General features: G+C 57.4%; 13 protein-coding genes. 8 read left to right on the top strand and 5 right to left on the bottom strand.

From position 1 onward, the window contains the following. Window positions 1-160: 160 nt before the first annotated feature. Together HDF16_RS30655 and HDF16_RS13035 are read left to right on the top strand one after the other, a co-directional pair. Window positions 161-361: a TetR/AcrR family transcriptional regulator gene (locus tag HDF16_RS30655; RefSeq protein WP_246409048.1), complete on the top strand. Its 201-nt coding sequence runs from the start codon at window positions 161-163 to the stop codon at window positions 359-361. After that, the gene (locus tag HDF16_RS13035) at window positions 358-723 is read left to right on the top strand and encodes a hypothetical protein (protein ID WP_246409047.1); all 366 of its coding nucleotides are present in this window, start codon (window positions 358-360) and stop codon (window positions 721-723) included. Before HDF16_RS30655 ends, HDF16_RS13035 begins: the two co-directional genes overlap by 4 nt. Before the next feature lie 58 nt (window positions 724-781). On the opposite strand, the gene HDF16_RS13030 is transcribed toward HDF16_RS13035, so the two are convergent. Together HDF16_RS13030 and HDF16_RS13025 are read right to left on the bottom strand one after the other, a co-directional pair. Further along, a complete protein-coding gene (locus HDF16_RS13030) occupies window positions 782-1,558 on the bottom strand; it encodes a LytR/AlgR family response regulator transcription factor (protein WP_184217169.1) in 777 nt (258 codons plus the stop codon). Beyond that, window positions 1,555-2,715, bottom strand: coding sequence for a sensor histidine kinase (locus HDF16_RS13025; protein WP_184217167.1), 1,161 nt, complete (start codon window positions 2,713-2,715; stop codon window positions 1,555-1,557). Before HDF16_RS13025 ends, HDF16_RS13030 begins: the two co-directional genes overlap by 4 nt. Before the next feature lie 321 nt (window positions 2,716-3,036). Here HDF16_RS13025 and HDF16_RS13020 point away from each other — a divergent pair, with 321 nt between their 5' ends. Together HDF16_RS13020 and HDF16_RS13015 are read left to right on the top strand one after the other, a co-directional pair. Beyond that, window positions 3,037-4,263: an efflux RND transporter periplasmic adaptor subunit gene (locus tag HDF16_RS13020; RefSeq protein WP_184217165.1), complete on the top strand. Its 1,227-nt coding sequence runs from the start codon at window positions 3,037-3,039 to the stop codon at window positions 4,261-4,263. A gap of 18 nt (window positions 4,264-4,281) precedes the next feature. Then, the gene (locus HDF16_RS13015) at window positions 4,282-7,374 is read left to right on the top strand and encodes an efflux RND transporter permease subunit (RefSeq protein ID WP_184217555.1); all 3,093 of its coding nucleotides are present in this window, start codon (window positions 4,282-4,284) and stop codon (window positions 7,372-7,374) included. A gap of 26 nt (window positions 7,375-7,400) precedes the next feature. Here HDF16_RS13015 and HDF16_RS13010 read toward each other — a convergent pair whose 3' ends face one another. Further along, complete coding sequence (locus HDF16_RS13010; protein WP_184217163.1) at window positions 7,401-9,236, bottom strand: glycoside hydrolase family 9 protein; 1,836 nt, start codon at window positions 9,234-9,236, stop codon at window positions 7,401-7,403. Window positions 9,237-9,339: 103 nt separating this feature from the next. Between HDF16_RS13010 and HDF16_RS13005 the strand changes: the two genes are divergently transcribed. Together HDF16_RS13005 and HDF16_RS13000 are read left to right on the top strand one after the other, a co-directional pair. Continuing rightward, window positions 9,340-10,494, top strand: a complete 1,155-nt coding sequence (locus HDF16_RS13005; RefSeq protein WP_348641316.1) for a glycoside hydrolase family 18 protein — start codon at window positions 9,340-9,342, stop codon at window positions 10,492-10,494. Beyond that, the gene (locus HDF16_RS13000; RefSeq protein ID WP_184217161.1) at window positions 10,491-11,723 is read left to right on the top strand and encodes a DUF5009 domain-containing protein; all 1,233 of its coding nucleotides are present in this window, start codon (window positions 10,491-10,493) and stop codon (window positions 11,721-11,723) included. The genes HDF16_RS13005 and HDF16_RS13000 overlap by 4 nt, the downstream gene beginning before the upstream one ends. On the opposite strand, the gene HDF16_RS12995 is transcribed toward HDF16_RS13000, so the two are convergent. After that, complete coding sequence (locus HDF16_RS12995) at window positions 11,720-12,769, bottom strand: YncE family protein (RefSeq protein ID WP_221312711.1); 1,050 nt, start codon at window positions 12,767-12,769, stop codon at window positions 11,720-11,722. The two genes, HDF16_RS13000 and HDF16_RS12995, sit on opposite strands and share 4 nt — an antisense overlap. 206 nt (window positions 12,770-12,975) lie before the next feature. Between HDF16_RS12995 and HDF16_RS12990 the strand changes: the two genes are divergently transcribed. After that, the gene (locus HDF16_RS12990; protein ID WP_184217157.1) at window positions 12,976-13,776 is read left to right on the top strand and encodes a ThuA domain-containing protein; all 801 of its coding nucleotides are present in this window, start codon (window positions 12,976-12,978) and stop codon (window positions 13,774-13,776) included. Further along, window positions 13,773-14,558: a ThuA domain-containing protein gene (locus tag HDF16_RS12985; RefSeq protein WP_246409046.1), complete on the top strand. Its 786-nt coding sequence runs from the start codon at window positions 13,773-13,775 to the stop codon at window positions 14,556-14,558. The genes HDF16_RS12990 and HDF16_RS12985 overlap by 4 nt, the downstream gene beginning before the upstream one ends. 38 nt (window positions 14,559-14,596) lie before the next feature. Here the strand turns inward: HDF16_RS12985 and HDF16_RS12980 are convergent, their stop codons facing one another. Continuing rightward, complete coding sequence (locus HDF16_RS12980; protein WP_221312710.1) at window positions 14,597-16,036, bottom strand: TolB family protein; 1,440 nt, start codon at window positions 16,034-16,036, stop codon at window positions 14,597-14,599. Window positions 16,037-16,267 lie beyond the last annotated feature (231 nt).

Raw genomic sequence — 16,267 nt, 5'->3', positions numbered from 1 at the left:
GTGCTTTCATGACTTCGACTGGAGAGACCTCGCGCGTGCGGATCAGTTCAGCCAGCCTGGTTGCGTCGGAATAGATAGTTCATTGCTCATTGCGTCCCTCTCTCTACCTGCCACTTGGCAGGTTAGGGGATCAAGATCTCGGATGAGTAGGAGGTTCGTGATGAGTGCAAACGCTCGCGAAGAGATCCTGGCTGCGGCTAAGTTGACGGCTCAAGCTCACGGATATGCAGTATTGAACTTCCGTAATCTGGCCGAACAGGTCGGGATTAAGGCCGCTAGCATCTACTACCACTTTCCGGGCAAAGCGGATGGCCACTGCGGTGGCGAAGCGCTACTGGGAGGATGCTGCGGCTTATCTTGAGTCGCTGCTCGAAGATTCATCGAAGCCGCTGGACGCTCTGCTCCGCTACCGCGGAGACCTTTCGCTGGGCACTGGAGAACGAGAACCGCATCTGCCTCTGCAGCTTTATGTCCGCTCAATTTGACGATTTGCCTGACGAAGTGAGAACGGAGGTCCAAGCGTTTGCTGACGTCAACATTGCGTGGCTGAAGAAGATGTTGGTTGCCGCTAAGGTTGCAAGCCCTAGAGAGGCTGAGAAGCGAGCGCGCGCCATCTACTCGGGGATCGTCGATGCTCAATTGATGGCGAGGAGCAGGGCAGATATCGCACTTTACGACAGCCTAATCGAGAGTTATCGCACAGCAGGATTGCTGCCCGCCTAAAGGACAATTCCTGGCTGTGTGAGTTTGGATCTGGATACGTGCAGGGACTCATGCGTATTCAGACGGACCTGCTCGCGGCGACCAGATTCTGCCATCCGTTCTTGCTCATCTTCAGCCGCTGTCCGCGTGTCAGGAGCACGGATGCCTCGCCACGGCCCTCTCGCGCCACCTCGCAGACATAGTCCATATTCACAATCGTTGAGCGATGGATCCGCACAAACCGAGCAGGATCAAGAGTGTTCACCAAGTGCTTTACTGTCTCACGCAGCATGAAGCTCTTGGTTCCAACATGGAGACAGGAGTAATAGTCCGCAGCCTCGATCCATTCGATCTCCTGGATATTGACGACCACGTCCCTGGCCCCGTTCGGTACCAGCAGCCGCTTGGGATACTCTTTCCCGCCGCCCCCGCGCATTCCTGCCTCAGTCAGCACCTGCTTCAGGCGTTCCTGATTTAGCAGAGCGGCATTCGAGGCAATCCGTTCCCTGGCGCGCGTCAGGGTGGCCTGCAGCCGTTCCCTCTCGACAGGCTTGGTCAGGTAGTCGAACGCATGCACCTCAAACGCATGGAGCGCATGCTGGTTGTGCGCTGTTACAAAGACTGTGACCGGCATTTGGGCGGCACCCCTCTGCTCGATCACTTCAAAGCCACCTTTGCCTGGCATCTCGATATCGAGGAAGAGAAGATCGATCTGCAGACCCTTCAGAGATGCCAGTACCTCGGCTCCGTTCCTGCATTCGCCGACCAGTTCTACCTCGTCATTTCCGGCGAGAAGAAAGCGCAAGCGCTCTCTGGCCAGCGGCTCGTCATCGGCGATCAAGGCTCTCATTCTCATCTCGCCTGCGGCTCATAAGGAATGGTGATCGCGACCTCAAAGCCGCCCTCGGCAAGCGGCAGAGCTTTCATTGCGAATTCATCTCGATAGAAGTGCATAAGCCGTTCTCGCGTATTCTTCAGCCCGATGCCGTGTCCGTTCTGGGCGGGCGTGCCGGCGTCCGCTCCGGTGTCGCGAACCTTCAGGAGCAGGTTTGCGCCATCGCGCCTTGCAGAGGCCTCCACCTTTCCTGCACTCACACAATGCGCGATCCCGTGGCGGATCGCGTTCTCGACGATCGGCTGCAACAGGAAACACGGCACCATGCCATCCAGCGCTCCGGGGTCAACCTTAATCTGCACCTGCAGCCGGTCCGCGAATCGAATCTGCTCGATTGCAAGATAGTTGTCGATCATCTCCAACTCCTGGGACAGAGGAACCTTCTCGGGAGTCGTCCGCTTCAAGGTGCTCTTCAGTATCAGATTCAAATGGGACAGCATCTCGACCGCCTCGCTCTGTCTCCCCAGCTCCACCAACGTAGTAATCGCGTTCAGCGTGTTGAAGAGAAAGTGAGGTTGCAGTTGCATTTGCAGTGCCCGCAGTTGAGCCGATGAGAGCTGCTTCTGAAGCTCGAGAGATCGTATGGCATCGCGCTGCGCACGCAGCTTGTATTGAACGATTCCGGTGATCCCGATGATGAATCCGTATAGCAGTATCTCGATGCCAAAGCGGTTGATGTTGAAGAGTATGCCCCACATCATGTGTTGATCCAAGGGTCCCCAACCAAGGGGGAAGCCGATCCCCCACAGCATGAGCAGATGAAGCAGAGCCAACACCGATCCGGCAACGCCGTGCAGCAGAATCATCTTAACCGAAAGGCCGGAGACGATCGGCAATCGTGGCGCGAGCTTCCACAGGAGACACGCAAGTGTGCCCCACCATCCCCACAGGACCGCACCGTAGACCAGCGACGCTGGATGCGTCACGGACCCGCACTCGGCTGCCGTTGCGAATGCCAGGATCGCCGCGAAGGGCACAATCACTGCGTACCCGTTCAGGTCTCTGCTGAGCGGCGTGATCGCTCGTTCAGAAGATGTGTCTTCAGAGATCGCCGAAGTGTTCTGATACTGCGAAACTGTCGTGGAAGCGTTCATGTCGTCGATTCCGTCAACCTGCATGGCTGCTTCTTTCCTAAGTAAATCTACCGCGTTCCGCGATTCGTTCGGCAGAACGTTCAAGCGTCAGGATCACCTGCCCTCGCCGCGCCATCAAGACATTTGCAGCGAAACTCCGTTTTATTGCAGGCAACGTGCTTTGCGCTCCTTAGGCATCACTAGCCGCAACGCACTTTCGTAAACCTGTCTGAGCGGGCTGACCTCTCTAGCGAGAGATTTCCGCCGCGCATTCGGCGTTGCTCCCTGCACCCTTTGCGTCTCTGGCTGCATATCGGTTTTCACGCGAAGCATATGGGGCCAATCTGAACTGAGAGGTGAGCACGTATGAAGGGAAACAAGACCTTGGCGCTTGCATGCATGTTGATGTGCATCCCACTTGCATCGTGTTCCCGCTCGGTGGTCCACGCCGATGCGTCTTCATCGGAAGCTGTCCCCGTTCGCATTACCCAGGTGGTATCGCAGGATGTGCCCCTGGATATTGCGGCGGTCGGCAATGTTGAGGCCGTTGAGCGTGTCGACGTCAAGCCGCGGATCGCCGGACAGATCAGAGCCGTCGACTTCGCCGAAGGTCAGGATGTCATAAAGGGCCAGCTCCTCTTCACTATCGATCGCGACACGATGAGTCGCCAACAGGCGCAGCAACAGGCGGAGCTCGACCGCGACATCGCCATGGAACAGCAAGCCACCGCGGTTGCAGCGCGCGATGAGGCCTCGCAAAAGCAGCACCAGGCAGATTCCGATATTGCGGTGAAGCTGGGGCAGCTTGGCGTCCTCTCAGGCCAGGCGGTCAATCAGGCCGTCACCGCTGGCGACAGCGCCCGCTCCAGTCTTCACGCCGATCAGGCCGCCATTGCCGCGGCAGCAGGAGCCGTCAAAGCCGATCGTGCCCGCTTGGAGCAGACACAGCTTCAGCTCAACTTCTCCGATGTCACCGCGCCCATCTCGGGGCGTGCCGGTGCCGTCGCGGTCAAGGCCGGCAACGTTGTTCTTCAGAACGACACGACCCTCGTCACGCTGCTTCAACTCGCGCCCATCCGTGTGACGTTCGGTGTGCCGGAACAGGCGCTCGCAGAGGTGCAACGACTCAACGCAGCCGGCTCGCTGGAGGTAGGGGCCGACAACGGCGACCGTCCTTCCGCGACGGGCCGCCTCGAGTTCATCGATAACGCTGTCGATCCCACGACGGGCACCGTCCGGTTGAAGGCCACGTTCTCGAACGTCGATCGCACACTCTGGCCCGGCCAGTTCGTGAACGTTCGCCTCCGCCTGCGGGTGGATACGCATCAGCTCGTCATCCCGCAGTCTGCGGTTCAACAGGGCCTCGAAGGTGCTTATGCGTGGCGGATTAAATCGAATGTTGCAACGATGGTGCCCGTCACCGTGCTCAGGACGTATCGCCCGCCAACGTCAGCGCCGCAGGTTGTCACTGAGATCGCCGTTCTTGGCAGCGGCCTCGATCCCGGAGACACGGTTGTGACCGAAGGCCAGTTGCGCCTTACTCCCGGTGCCCGCGTGACGCCTCTCAATACAAGCTCGCAGATTCTTCGCTAAGTCCGGAAGAGGTGTTCCCTGCGCTTTACTGAATTCTTCATACGTCGCGCGATCACAACCACGCTCTTGATCTCCGCCATCGCGGGATTCGGCCTGCTCAGCTATCTCTCTCTTCCGGTCAGCAACCTTCCCGAGGTGGAGTACCCCACAATCCATGTGTCCGCCACGCTGCCCGGCGCCAATCCCGACGCAATGGCGGCCACCGTTGCCACTCCGCTTGAGAGCGAATTCTCGCGCATCCCGGGCATCGAAAACATGACCTCCAGCAGCTCGGTCGGAGACAGTGAGATGACACTTCAGTTCGCTCTCAACCGCAGCGTCGATGCCGCGGCGCAGGATGTACAGGCCGCCATCTCCCGCTCGGCCGGCGGCCTGCCACCCGGCATGCCGGACCCGCCCTCGTACTCGAAGGTGAACCCCGCGGACGATCCGATCATCTGGCTCGAGATGCACTCGCAGACCATGTCCTTCGAGGACTTTTCACGTTATGCGACGCAGATCGTCTCGAAGCAGCTTTCAATAGTGAATGGTGTCTCGCAGGTGGAAGTCTATGGTCCGGAGCGCCCGGCGATTCGAGTCCAGGTCGATCCCGCACGGCTCGCCGCTTATAGCCTCGATCTCGAACAGATACGCACTTCCCTCACCACGAACAGCGCAAGCCTTCCCACCGGCACACTCTACGGGAGCGCAAGGGACTACTCCCTGCAGGCCAACAGCCAGCTCACCACCGCTGGTGAGTTTTCTGATCTGGTCGTGGCCTACCGCAACCAGCTTCCGGTACGACTTAGCCAGGTCGCGAATGTTCAGAACAGCTCCAGTAACGACAAACGCACCTTCTGGATCAACGGGAAACGGAGTGTCATCCTCGCCGTTCGCAAGCAGCCCGGCGCGAACACCATCGAGGTCGCTGATCGGGTAAAGACCGCAGTCAAATCCCTGCGCGAAGTTCTCCCACCCGGCGTAGGCTTCGGCAATGTGGCCGACAACTCCGACATCGTTCGCGACTCTATCGCCGACGTCAACTGGACCCTAGCCATCACCATCGTGCTTGTCGTGCTGGTCATCTTCGCGTTTCTCGGAACAGTCTCTTCGACGCTAATCGCCAGCGCGACCATCCCTGTCTCGATCCTTGGCTCCTTCATCGTGATGCGTCTTCTCGGCTACACCATCAACATGTTTTCCATGATGGCCATCACGCTCTCCGTGGGCTTCGTCGTCGATGACGCCATTGTCATGCTCGAGAACATCGTTCGCCATCGTGAGATGGGAAAGTCCCGCCTTGACGCTGCGCTCGCTGGCTCTGCGGAGGTCGGCTTCACCATCATCTCCATGACGCTTTCGCTCGTCGCCGTCTTTCTTCCGATCCTCTTCCTTGAAGGTGTTCTTGGTCGCGTCCTGCGCGAGTTCGCCGTCACCATTACCGTGTCCATCCTGTTGTCCGGCGTCTCTGCCCTCACTCTCACCCCAATGCTCTGCAGCCGTTTTCTCAGCGAGCGCGCCCACGCGGACAGCTGGTTTCACCATCGCACCGAGCGCTTCCACGCAGCGCTTGAAGGCGGCTATCGGCGTTCCCTTGATCTTGTCCTGCGTCATCCGCGCGCGGTGATCGTGGCGACCATCGCAATGACGATCGCGACCGCCGTGCTCTTCGCCATCGTGCCCAAGAGCTTCATGCCCACTGTCGATGTTGGCGGCATCTCCGGCTCCATGGAGGCATCGCAGGACAGCTCCTTCGCCCAGATGATCTCCGCCGGAGAGCAAGTAAATAAAGTTATGAGCACCGTTCCCTGGATGCAGAGCAATCTCTCCGGGGTCTTCTCTCAGAATGGAGGATGGCTATGGATCAATCTCCACCAGGACCGTCATAGGCCGAACGTGAAAGTCATCATCGCCGATCTTCAAAAACAGCTTGATCGCATTCCCGGGCTCAAGGTCTATCTCCGTCAGCCGGACTTCATCGACCTCGGACAGAGTGAGTCGCGCTCTCAGTACTCTGCCGCACTCCAAGGCCCTGATGCCGACCAGCTCTACCGCTGGGCTCCTCGACTCAAGAGCAAGCTAGACTCGCTGCCTGAACTCGCCAACGTCTCGACTGACCTCCAGATGAGCGCGCCTCGCGTCAACGTCGACATCCGCCGGGACCTCGCCATGTCCCTCAACGTCGATCCCGAAAAGATTGCGAATACTCTTTACGACGCCTTTGGCAACCGCCGCGCCAATACCATCACCGTCGCGTCGCAGCAGTACGACGTCATCCTCGAAGTGGCTCCGCAATATCAGCGCGATCCGGAAGCGATCGGCAGCATCTATCTCGCATCTGGTTCTGGCAGGCTTGTTCCTCTTTCGGCCGTCACCACGCTCAGCCAGACAGTCGCCCCCCTTGCCGTCAACCATCTCGGGCAGTTTCCCGCCGTCACGTTTCACTTCGATCTCAAGCCCGGCATATCGCTTGATAACGCAACCCAAGCCGTGCGCCGGGCCGCCTCCGAGATCGGCATCCCTGCCAGCATGAACTTCACTTTTCGGGGAACCGCCGCACAGTTTCAGAGTTCACTCAAAGGTCTCGGCCTCCTGCTTATCATCGCGGTGATGGTCATCTATCTCGTTCTCGGCATTCTCTACGAGAGCCTGATCCACCCCATCACAATCCTCTCCGGCCTTCCCGCCGCCGCCATTGGCGCGCTGCTCACGCTCCTGATCTTCGGGCAAGACCTCAACCTCTACTCTTTCCTCGGGATCATCCTGCTCATCGGCATCGTCAAGAAGAACGCCATCATGATCGTCGACTTCGCGATTGACGCCGAGCGAAATGAGGGGATGAAGCCTGAACAGGCTATCTACCAAGGATGTCTCAAGCGCTTCCGCCCCATCATGATGACGACTATGGCGGCTTTGCTCGGCGCAGCTCCCATCGCATTAGGACAAGGTGTCGGCGGTGAAGCGCGCCGTCCTCTCGGCATCGCCGTCACCGGTGGACTTCTGCTCTCGCAGACGGTCACCCTGTATGTAACGCCGGTGATCTATCTCTACCTGCATCGCTTCCGGCGAGTACGCAGTAAGACGACAGACGTCAGCCATGCAGCACCAGCCACCGAAGCTCTCGGGATCTAAAGACACACGATCTAAAGCCCCTTCGACTATGAGTGCGGAAGGCACACTGCGTAGAGGTACCAGGCCGCATGAGGCAACCATGTCTCCGTCCATCTCCAGTCTTCGTCCTTCCCGGTTACTGCGAATCCTTCATTCCACGCAATCCCATCTTCACTCGTCAGGCTCGCAGTGATGCCGTTCGCGATCCCGCCGGGCGGGCTGTTGTACTTGTACGACTTGAAGAACATGTAAGGTGCGTTCCCATGGCCGCTCCCCATCAGCATGCTCGTGTCGAACGGATTTCGTCCCAGGATCCAATGCATCTGGTGCCAGGCATACTCCTCCAACTGCACGTGAAACTCCTTATCCTTCGCAAACAGCGGCATTGCCATGCGGGCTGCCGCAGCCAGGGAGGCGATTCGCGCATTCTCTCCCTGCCACCAGGGCGATGCTTCCGTGTCATGCGGAAAGAAGAAGGCCGTGCGCACCGTGCCGTCGCCCATGCGCACCAACTGCCGCGCATATCCGAAGGGATTGTTAACCTCCGATGTCGTCGCAAGCTCGAACTTCAGGGAGCGCTCGATAACCTGACGTACGTGCGTGTGTTCAGCCGGCGTTGCGATCGAGTCATACTCGAGCAGGCTGATCAAAGGCAATCCGGCGTCGGAAGGGTGGAAGTAAGGCCGTGTCGCGGCGTCGGCTCGCCAGTAGTCCCGATATTTGGCTGCCGTCGTCAGGCGGCCCATCAGGGCGGAGGCTCTCTTTGACGCTTCATTCCGATACATTGCATGGTGGGTGGCGCGATACAACTCCGTGGCAGCCATCAATGCGCAATAGTCATCGAGGATGTTTTCTGTTCCGTCCTCTAGCAACTCGCGATTGTGTTGATTTAGAAACTCGAAGGCCTCCTTGGCAGCCGTCAGGTACACGGCGCGCGTGTATTCACCATCGGCCGGCATCGTGCTCGCCAGGGCCAGGGCCGCGATGGCCATTCCGCCGCCTGAGCGAAACCCCGCTTCGTACGCGTGCGGCCCTACCGCCTGCGCGACGCTCATAGTGGAATCCGTCGCCTTCAGCTTGATCTGCGTCTTCCAGTTCGGATTCCCTATCTCACGATCTTTGGGTAGCTTGCCACTTCCCTGGCCGGAGATGGTCTCGAAGAACGATCCATTGGGTCGTCGCATCCGCACTAGGAAGTCCGCGCCATATAGTCCCTCGTCCAGCAATCGCCGCTCGTATTCAGTAAAGTTGTCATCGTGGCGATCGATCAGTGTCAGGTAGCTTTTGAGCAGACTCCACGCCACCAACGGCACCTGCTGCGGGTTGAAATAGTTGGTTGGGTTCTGATGCGAGAGGTGGATGCCGTAGTCCCCCGTCGCGTCATACCATCCGCCATGAACATCGACGAATTGCCCTTGCACGCCAGGCAGCGCCAGATGCCGGTCTGCTTCATCGATCAGCCCTGAGGAACGCTGCCCTTTGAAGTAGAAGAGAACATTTGAGAGCGTATTGCGCTCCAGCACATCGTCGTTGATCTCGAACTCCGAGGAGTGCGCATCTCCATCGGGAGCGTGAACGCGAACTTCGTAGTGCCCCGCTGTCTGCAGGGCCGAGAAGTCAGCCGTCCAGAACTTTCGACCGCCCCACGAGGCCACCTCGCCTGCGGCAACCAACGATCCTGACTGCACGGTCTTGCCCGTCTCAAAATCGACGACAGTGAACTGCCCGCCGTGATCCTCAGCCGCACCTACAACGAGCGCCTGCTTCGAAGCTATCCGTTCATAGCCCACCTGATCGACGACAACACGCATTTGCGCGGATCCGGCAGGGACGGCTAAAGCACTCAAGAGCCCCGCAAGTAAAAGCGTTCCAACCCTCTGCATCTATTTCTCCCTGAAAGAGTCAAACTCTTTGGATTCCTTCGGCACCTGCGATATATTCGGCAGAGCTCCGATCTATTGTTATCTTTATTTAGGAAGTCTACCCGTGTCTACAAAGCTGGCAGCGATACTTGGCCTGATGTTTGTCCCCGTAAGTGTGCCTGCGCAGGGTTCCCATGTGGAGAGCAAGCCGGCGGTAATTGGATACGTCTTTCCGCAAAACACAATTCTAAAACCCACGGACATCGACGGACACAGCCTCACGCGCATCAACTATGCGTTCGCGAACATTCAGGGTGGCAGAATGGTTGCCGGGTTCTCGCATGATGCGGAGAATCTCGCTGTGCTGACCACACTCCGAGGAGCGAATCCGTCACTCAAGATACTTGTGTCTGTCGGTGGCTGGCTATGGTCTGGCGGCTTCTCGGATGTAGCGCTCACACCGCAAAGCCGCGCTGTCTTCATCGCGAGCGTGGACGATTTTCTTACTCGCTACGATCTCGACGGACTGGATATCGACTGGGAGTACCCCGGCATGACCGGCGCGGGCCATGTCTTTCGCAGCGAGGACAAAGCGAATTTCACCCTGCTACTCAAGGAGCTTCGAGCTGATTTCGGCCGGAAGCAGAAGCGCGGCGGACGGCGCATGATCCTCTCTATCGCGGCGGGTGCCTCCGATGAGTTCCTCGCCCATACCGAGATGCGCGAGGTTCAAAAGTATCTCGACACGGTCAACCTGATGTCGTACGACTACTACGAACCTGAGGGTGATAAGATCACCGGCCACCATGCGCCCCTCTTCACCAACCCCGCGGACCCAAAGAAGATCTCCGCCGATGCCTCTGTGCTCGCCTTTGAGGCTGCTGGAGTGCCCGCAGCCAAGATCGTTCTGGGCGTACCGTTTTATGGTCATGTATGGGGCCGTGTCGCGGACAAGAATCATGGACTCTATCAGCCAGGTCAGCCGATTCCAAACGCCTACTCGCCCTACAGCGTTATCGTTGACGAGATGAAAACGGGCGAGTTCGAGCGGTTCTGGGACCCGGCCGCCTCCGAGCCCTATCTCTATAACGCCGGCAAGCAGATCTTCGTTACCTATGACGATCCGGAGTCCATCTCCGCGAAATGCTCTTTCGTCCTGAAGCAGAGACTAGGCGGGGTCATGTTCTGGGACTATGCCGGCGACCCGTCGGGGACTCTGCTCGGTACCATCAACAAGCAACTAGGAAGAGCCACCGCTGCTGGGAAGGCTGTTCAATGAGCCTAGCCGAGCCGAAGCTATCAACCGGAATCGCCGGCCTGACCACCAGGACAAGAATTGCATCGATCGACATCTTCCGTGGCCTTACCATGGCCGTGATGATCTTCGTGAACGCCTTGAGTAGCGTGCGTGGCATGCCGTGGTGGACCGAGCATGCACCTGCGAAGGTCGACGTGATGACTTATGTCGACATGGTCTTTCCCTTCTTTCTTTTTATTCTCGGCGTGTCGATGCCGATCGCCGTAGCGCAACGCTTGAAGCGAAATCCCTCACAACTGTCGCTTTGGGCCCACGTCGCGATCCGCTCTTTCAGTCTTATTGTTCTCGGATACATTCTCGCTAACGCCGACAAAGCTGATGGGAGTCACATGCCGATTGGTGGCGGAGCATGGGGCCTCTTTGCTCTTTTGAGCGCTGCTCTATACATCAATGTCTACCCAGCATCCGAGCGCTATAAGCCGCTGTTTACGGTGCTGAAATACGCCGGTCTCGCCGGCCTTCTGGTTCTACTCGCTCTCTTCCGTCGTACAACACATGGCCAGGTGGCATGGCTCGACCCGTCTTATCCAGAGATCCTCGGGCTCATCGGATTCTCTTACTTCGCGACTTCGATCCTCTACATCCCCACGCGGAGATGGCCGGGGTCGGCCGTCCTGTGGCTCGTGGCCCTCACAGCCCTTTGCGCTCTTTCTACGGCGAAGATCGTTCCATTCCCAGGCAAGCTGCCGCTCTACGTATGGCCCTTCGATAACGGAGCTATGCCTGGCATCATCATGGCAGGTGTCGTAACCTCTTCCATCTTTCTCGGTGCCGCATCCGCAGGCAAAGTTCGACGGGCCATCATCCTTGGAATCGGCTTTGGCGTCACGCTTGTATTTGCTGGATTTCTTTTCACTCCGCTTGGCATCTCGAAGATCCGTGCCACACCGACATGGTGCCTCTATAGCTCAGGTACCGCCGTGCTGCTGTTCACCGGGCTCTATTGGATCTGCGATGTTCGGGGAAAGACCGCATGGGCCAGCTTTGTGAGACCTGCCGGCTCCAACACGCTGCTTACCTATCTGCTGCCGGATCTCTGGTACTTCTTCTTCCTCGCTTGCAACATCACATACCTCGACACGCACATGAATGCTGGACTGCCCGGAGTCATCAAGACATTCGCCTTCACCGCTCTGATGCTATTTTTCGCTTGGGTCTTGACTCGCGCCAGGATACGCCTTCAGCTTTAGTTTCCTGTGCGTTCTGAAGCATGAATTCGGAACCTACTCACATCGACGTGCGTCACAGCTTGCTCGCTGAAATCTGCCGCATATAACTCGCCGTTTTGCGAGTCGAACGCAAGCGCGTAAGGATTTTTCCCTGTAGGCAAGGTCGCAATCACCTTGAGCGAAGTTCCATCGATAACGCTGATCGAGTTACCATGGGTATTCGCAACATAGATCAGATTTGCTTCTTCATCCAGGGCGATTGCCTGGGGTCGATCCCCAACCGGTATCGTCTTGATCGGCGCTCGCTTCGCAGTGTCCACTACAGTAATGCTGTTGCCGGCATAGTTTGCAACATACATACGATGTCGGCTCTCATCGACTCGAACAGCACAAGGCATCTTACCCACCGCAATCGTTGATGCCCCCTGAAGGGCCGTGCCGGAACTGACTACATCATTCTTTTCCAGGCGGGTGACAAAGGCCTCGCCCGTAATTTTATTGAGTGCTACATCCCATAGATGCAAGGCTCCAACCGGTACAGGGCGAAGCTTCTCGGTATCGCCATCAAGAATTGTGAAGTGATCGGACTCATAGCCCATCAGGTAGACCAGGTTGCGTATTGAATCCACCCGGATTTTGTCCGCCGACCCAGCCTTGATGCGATGAACCGCATTCGTCCCGCCATCGATGATGCTGAGAAGATCACTGAAGGTGTTTGATACGTAGACTCTGTTCGTAGCCTCGTTTACTGCAAGAACATAGGGAGCCTTACCAATCTCGACCGTGGCTGTGACGACGTCGGTTTGCCCATCCAATACGCTGATCGCTCCACTTCCGTTATTTGCGACATAGACTTTGTTCGTTGCGGAGTCAACAGCGATCGCAACGGGACTCACCCCTACCTTCACCTGCGTGCGAACCTGTGTTTTTGTGTTGATGATCGAGACAACACCGCGTAGAGAGTCGACAGCATAGATCTTTTGGCTCGTAGCGTTGAAGACCACAGCCTCGTCGCTGAGCAGTCCCGTGAGGGGCACGGCCCGTTGGCTGACGGCGGTTTGCGTCATCGTGCCGAGAAGCAACAGAAGAAGCGAGGGGCTCAAAAAGTGACAGAGAAGGCCATTCGCGAGAGATAGCTCGCCATCACACGAATGCCCGATAGTGGAGATACTTCGCAATGTTTCAAAAGTATGTCACCATAATCATCGAGCCGCAAGATCCATCCAAAGAACCAGACGCGGCCAGAAGTCTTCACCGTCGTAGGGAGATCGTTATGCAGTTTCGAGGCCAACTCCCAGCGCATATACGTTGCGGGGTTCGTAAGATCGCTCTACTCATCGCCTGTTGGGTGCTCCCCGCAATCGCAATGGCTCAGAGCTCCCAGTCGGGCTTCAAGGTCTTGGCCCTCGCTGAGAAGGGTGGTATCCACAAACCATTCGTCGATGCCGCAAAGATCTGGCTCGCCCATGAAGGAGCAGCCGACGGATTTTCTGTCGACTACCTCGAGACAACAGACTCGATAAACGAAGAACTCCTCTCGCATTACCAAGTGTTTCTGCAGCTCAACTACGCGCCTTATGCCTGGACCCCGGTGGCGATGGCAGCCTTCCAGAAGGCCATTGATCAGGGGACCATCGGCTGGGTCGGCTTCCACCACGCAACCTTGCTGGGCGAGTTCGACGGCTACCCGATGTGGCCCTGGTTCTCCAGCTTCATGGGCGGGATTCGCTGGAAGAGCTATATCGCCACATTCTCTTCCGCACAGGTCATCGTCGAAGATCCATCACATCCCGCGATGAAAGGCCTTGGTTCATCGCTCCGGATCGAAGACGAAGAGTGGTACACCTACGACATGTCTCCGCGCCCGAATGTGCATGTGCTTGCAAGCGTCGATGAGAAGAGCTACACACCCGGCTCGAAGATCACCATGGGCGATCATCCCGTCGTCTGGACCAATCCGCATGTGAAGGCGAGAAATATCTACATCTTCATGGGCCATCATCCGGAGCTCTTCAATAACCAGGCGTACACCAGGCTTGTGCACAATTCTCTTCTCTGGGCGGCAGGTCGATGATCCGTAAAGCCCGGGCGATCGTCATCGCCATCATGATCTCTAACGTGTGCGTCACGGTCTCTCCCGCGCAACAGAAATCCTTCCACGTCCTTGCGCTCTATTCGAAGAATGTTGAGACCGATCACGTGCTCTTTGCCGAGCAGGCGATCCACTTCTTAAACGCATTGGCTGTGAAAGAAGGCTTCGAATGCACGCCGACTGAGAACTGGGACGATCTCAATCCGGAAACGCTTGCACATTATCAGGTCGTGATTTGGCTCAATGATTCTCCAAACACCGAACAGCAGCGCGAAGCCTTTCAGAAGTACATGAGCCACGGAGGTGCGTGGCTGGGCTTTCATGCGTCCGGATACAACGATAGCGACACGCACTGGCCCTGGTTCGTCGACTTCCTGGGCGGCGCCGTCTTCTACGGCAATAGTTGGCCGCCGCTTCCAGCAAAACTTCGCATCGACGATCGTACACACCCGGTTGCAAAGGGCATTCCGTCAACTTACCAGGCTCCCGCCAATGAGTGGTATATCTGGCGACCGGACCCGCGGGACAATCCCGACGTCAAAGTTCTCCTCACCCTGGATCCATCAAACTACCCGCTCGGGCTAAAAGATGTCCTCGTTGAAGGCGACCTTCCCGTCGTCTGGACGAACCGGCGATACAAGATGATTTATATGAACATGGGTCACGGTGACCAGATCTTTTCAAATCCTGTGCAGAACCAGCTGATTGCCAACGCGGTTCGTTGGCTCGGAGACCGTCATACGGCGATATCGCCCCGCCCCTAGAAGATCCACGTTCGCGCTTTACAGAGCCATAGAATGCACTACTGGAGAAGTTCGGCGTAGCTGACGAAGGCGACGCGGGTACTATCCGGCGACCAAGACGGCACATTCATGGTGCCCTGCCCCCCATACAGCTTGGCAAGAATCTTGATTTTGTGGTCTACAAGGGACATCAGGCGAAGCTCTACGTCTTGGCCGCCAGGGTGCCCTTCCACGTCGGGCTTGTAGGCGAGATAGACCATCCACTTGCCGTCAGGCGAGATATGTGGAAACCAGTCGTTTCCTGACTCGTCAATCACTTGTTTCTGGTCGCTGCCATCCGTGGCCATGCTCCAAATCTGCATACGGCCGGTGCGCTCGGAGTTGAAGTAGATACTCTTGCCATCAGGCGAATACTCCGGGCCGTCATCGAGGCCTTTCGCTATGGTTAATCGAGCTTCCTTGCCGCCATTTAGCGGCACGGTATAGATATCAAAATCACCACCGCGCTGTCCCGTGAAGGCAAGAGTCTTGCCGTCGGGCGACCAGCCATGCCAGTAGGAGGGGGCGTCTGGCGTGATCTGCCGCGGCACGCCGCCGGACGTAGGAAGCACGTAGATGCGCGACTTGCCGTCGAGGCCCTGGTCGCCTACCGCCAGCATGCTGCCATCGGGCGAAAGTCCGTGGTCGTTGTTGACATGAATCTGCGGGGATGTCGGGATAAGCGTAGGTGCGGCGGTTCCGCCGAGGGTGAACCGGTACATCCGGCCCTCGCGATTGATCAGGAGAGAGGTGCCATCACGCGACCAGTTCGGAGCCTCGAAGTGCTCGGGAGCGGTATAGGCGACCAAGCGATCCGTCGAAGCTACTTTGACGGTCTCAAGAGTGCTCCACAGCACAGTTTTCATCGTCGCCGGAGCGAGTGGCTCAACTTTAACATTCGTGAAGATGGCAGTCTCGGTGACATCTTTGTCGTGGGAGCACACACCTAGTCCTGCGTAGAACTCTCCCGCTAACTTGAGCCGCATCGCTGCGCCGGAGAAAGAAAGCGTCCCTCTCTCATTACTGACAAAGACATACGCGTAGTTCCCGCGCTTCTCGATCCTGACCCTTCTTGGAGCAGAGGCGGCAGTCTCAACTTCATGGGTGTCCGCACCGGTGCTATCCCGATATTGCAATGACGTGAGACCATCCCCGTGGAGCGCAACGTCGACATAAACAGAGTTGGCATCGAGTGACTGGCGGAACAATAGCGCCGCCTTGCGATGATTGTTCCCTTTTGCTCCCACGAAGGAGATATCGGCAGTGATAGCCATGTCGCCGGTAGCTTTCTTCCACAGGAAATGGAAGTCATCTGTACCGAACCACATGTTGTCACCGCTGCCTGAGACGGTATAGGCCCCTTTGGCCGAATCGAAGGTTGCACTGCCCGGATGGAGCACAGTGCCTATGTCATGGTGATCCTGAAAGACGCCAAGCTGCGCGGCAGCCACGCCGGTCATGAAAAATATCGATAACACTGAACAGCAGCAAAGTGACTGCGCGACATTCTTAGAGCAAAGCATGAAGAAGTCTCCGATCGCAGAAGAAAATCAGCGAAAGATAACGGCACAGAAGCAATAGACGCGCGACATTCAATGTTCGACGCAGCTAAACATCAAATCCTTGCAGGTACCGCGCATCACTTGCATGAATTCGGAAGGTCTGTCACTCATAGGTGTATTCCGCCAGAC

Source organism: Granulicella aggregans (assembly GCF_014203275.1).
GTDB lineage: Bacteria > Acidobacteriota > Terriglobia > Terriglobales > Acidobacteriaceae > Edaphobacter.
This window is presented reverse-complemented; position numbering and strand designations above follow the sequence as displayed.